Annotated in this window: 3 protein-coding genes; 1 reads left to right on the forward strand and 2 read right to left on the reverse strand. The window is 47.8% G+C overall.

Annotated elements, in window-relative coordinates; all coding sequences use genetic code 11:
- The coding region (locus tag AC2VE5_RS27515) for a hypothetical protein (RefSeq protein WP_486890703.1) at positions 1 to 497 on the reverse strand (497 nt) is incomplete at its 3' end.
- Here AC2VE5_RS27515 and AC2VE5_RS27520 point away from each other — a divergent pair.
- Complete coding sequence (locus tag AC2VE5_RS27520; RefSeq protein ID WP_486890704.1) at positions 496 to 642, forward strand: hypothetical protein; 147 nt, start codon at positions 496 to 498, stop codon at positions 640 to 642. The two genes, AC2VE5_RS27515 and AC2VE5_RS27520, sit on opposite strands and share 2 nt — an antisense overlap.
- On the opposite strand, the gene AC2VE5_RS27525 is transcribed toward AC2VE5_RS27520, so the two are convergent.
- Positions 622 to 1,143, reverse strand: a complete 522-nt coding sequence (locus AC2VE5_RS27525; RefSeq protein WP_486890705.1) for a hypothetical protein — start codon at positions 1,141 to 1,143, stop codon at positions 622 to 624. The two genes, AC2VE5_RS27520 and AC2VE5_RS27525, sit on opposite strands and share 21 nt — an antisense overlap.
- Positions 1,144 to 1,404 lie beyond the last annotated feature (261 nt).

Below are 1,404 nucleotides of genomic sequence, written 5' to 3' on the forward strand. Positions count from 1 at the left end.
GGGGGTGCGGGTAGAGCTGGGTATTCCTCTACTTCCTCCCAGTCCTGTTGGGCAATTAACCCCCGTAAAGCAAGTAGGAACCGAACCATTACCATTGCTTGAGTTACCCCTTCCTTCGTCAGAGCGATGGTCAAAGACCGGCCAGAGGCCATCGCTTTTTCTATTTGAGGACGACTATTGTGAACTCCCTCAATAGTGACCGAGACAGCCCAGCACCAAATCTTAAATGCTCGATTGGCGTAAATTGAAACTGTTTCAACGGTTTGGTTCGCCCGAGACTTGTTCTGGGGGTCTTCGGTCCAGTCGTTAAAACGCATTCCTAGTTCCACTGTCCACGCCATAGCTGCGATCGCAGAATCGAAAGTATCCCAGGCGAACTGAATTACATGGGGTCGCGTCCTAAGGCAAAGGCCACCAGCTTTGGTGGCTACTGTCTCAGCTTGTGCAAGAGCAAGGCTAGCAAAATCTCGATATCGCGCAAAATCAACATAATTCATGGTTTTTCTCCTTTTACCGCGTAAATGTAGAGAGTTGCGGCTAGCGGTGCCTACCGAATCGAACGGCGGCTTCAGCGATCGCCAGATGCACCGGATGAAAGTTGCTCAAAGTGTTGGTGATGAACTACGCCATCCCGGCAGATAAAACAGTGGGTTGAGCTTCTGGAGTAGCAGGCAGAGCCAGAATCTGCTGTGAGGGCATACCTACCGACCCAGGCTTGCGCCCATGCCACCATTCACCCTCAGAGGATGATAAGTTTACCCAGAAGAGGGTTAGCAGCATTGGCTCTGCTGTGGAATCCTGCCCTAGCAGCCGGACGGCATAGGTAGGATGATTCTTTGTCCCAACGTCCAGGATCAGGCGACGGCCAACCCGCCGCCAACTGGGTTGCTTACCCCGCCAATTGATCGAGCAGGAGGGCCAGGGAAGCTGTTCACGATCGTAGAGGCGGCAACAGGGACCAATGATTTCGTATGCAAAAGTCCCTCCGGGGGAGTGGAGTATTTGTCCTTCACTTAGCACTGAATCCCCAAGAATAAGCTTATTAACGAGCATCATCCCCTGGTTCAAAACAGATGCTTTGAGACTGCTTGCCATCGACTTAAAGTGTCGATCCCTCCGATTCAAAAACTTACAATTATTCATGATTCAATTTTCTAAAAGCTATAATAGAAAACACTTGTAGCGCTGTTTTCTTACTAAGAAGAATACCAAATTTTAGATGACAAGTCAATAGTATTATTATATATAATTGATTTGTTTACTATTAATTTGCTTGGAATTAATCAGCATTTAGGCATGGGATTTGATTTTTGCTATTCGATTTGAGTATTCCTGAATTAACTTCTGCTTGTACTCAGGGCTTAACTGAGTGCTTGCCGTAGTCCTCAGCAATAGTGGCTCAAG

Source organism: Aliterella sp. E5.1, from assembly GCF_057473825.1.

Bases quoted from the DNA above. Each gene is read 5' to 3' on its own strand.
- AC2VE5_RS27520 (WP_486890704.1), top strand. From the start codon at position 496: ATGGTTTTTCTCCTTTTACCGCGTAAATGTAGAGAGTTGCGGCTAGCG.
- AC2VE5_RS27525 (WP_486890705.1), bottom strand. From the start codon at position 1,143: ATGAATAATTGTAAGTTTTTGAATCGGAGGGATCGACACTTTAAGTCG.